The sequence below is a fragment of the Lysinibacillus sp. CTST325 genome (assembly GCF_054665055.1).
Genome location: NZ_BAAFHO010000044.1, coordinates 1 through 857, shown reverse-complemented (window position 1 = coordinate 857; position 857 = coordinate 1). Strand labels below are relative to the sequence as shown.

Genomic DNA, 857 nt, shown 5'->3' with positions numbered 1-857 from the left:
GATCTCCTGCGTGACAGGCAGGCATGTTAACCGCTACACCACGGGACCATTTTGGTTGCGGGGGCCGGATTTGAACCAACGACCTTCGGGTTATGAGCCCGACGAGCTACCACTGCTCCACCCCGCGTTAATAATATATTCTTTTCGAGTTTTTCAAGCGCCATTTAAATATAAACTGGAGGAGGTAGAGGGATTCGAACCCCCGCGCGGTGTTACCCGCCTGTCGGTTTTCAAGACCGATCCCTTCAGCCAGACTTGGGTATACCTCCGTAATATTATATAAATGGTGGACCTTGCAGGACTCGAACCTGCGACCGGACGGTTATGAGCCGTCTGCTCTAACCAACTGAGCTAAAGGTCCTTTAAGATGGCGGCAGAGGGGATCGAACCCCCGACCTTACGGGTATGAACCGTACGCTCTAGCCAGCTGAGCTACGCCGCCAGGATCTTTATACTGGTTATCTTTTATGGTGGAGCCTAGCGGGATCGAACCGCTGACCTCCTGCGTGCAAGGCAGGCGCTCTCCCAGCTGAGCTAAGGCCCCATAAAATGGTCGGAATGACAGGATTCGAACCTACGACCCCTTGGTCCCAAACCAAGTGCTCTACCAAGCTGAGCTACATTCCGATAAATATTAATTTGGCGCGCCCGACAGGAGTCGAACCCATAACCTTCTGATCCGTAGTCAGACGCTCTATCCAATTGAGCTACGGGCGCTAATAATTAAAGTAAAAAATGGTGCCGAGGGCCGGAATCGAACCGGCACGGTAGTCACCTACCGCAGGATTTTAAGTCCTGTGCGTCTGCCAGTTCCGCCACCCCGGCACATTTGGAGCGGAAGACGAGGTTCGAACTCG

8 tRNA genes are annotated in these 857 nt (G+C 53.2%); all 8 read right to left on the bottom strand.

The features are described from left to right. Positions 1 to 52: 52 nt before the first annotated feature. The 8 genes from ACYQ73_RS28150 to ACYQ73_RS28115 all read right to left on the bottom strand — a co-directional run bounded on the left by ACYQ73_RS28150 (position 53) and on the right by ACYQ73_RS28115 (position 825). Positions 53 to 127 (bottom strand) — tRNA-Met (locus tag ACYQ73_RS28150). A gap of 49 nt (positions 128 to 176) precedes the next feature. Further along, positions 177 to 269: transfer RNA gene (locus tag ACYQ73_RS28145), tRNA-Ser, on the bottom strand. Positions 270 to 284: 15 nt separating this feature from the next. Next, positions 285 to 361 (bottom strand) — tRNA-Ile (locus ACYQ73_RS28140). Positions 362 to 368: 7 nt separating this feature from the next. Next, positions 369 to 442: transfer RNA gene (locus ACYQ73_RS28135), tRNA-Met, on the bottom strand. 26 nt (positions 443 to 468) lie between these two features. After that, a tRNA-Ala gene (locus tag ACYQ73_RS28130) sits at positions 469 to 544 on the bottom strand. Between the two features lie 6 nt (positions 545 to 550). Beyond that, positions 551 to 627 (bottom strand) — tRNA-Pro (locus ACYQ73_RS28125). A 13-nt stretch (positions 628 to 640) separates the two neighbouring features. Continuing rightward, a tRNA-Arg gene (locus ACYQ73_RS28120) sits at positions 641 to 717 on the bottom strand. Positions 718 to 736: 19 nt separating this feature from the next. Continuing rightward, a tRNA-Leu gene (locus ACYQ73_RS28115) sits at positions 737 to 825 on the bottom strand. Between the last annotated feature and the right edge of the window lie 32 nt (positions 826 to 857).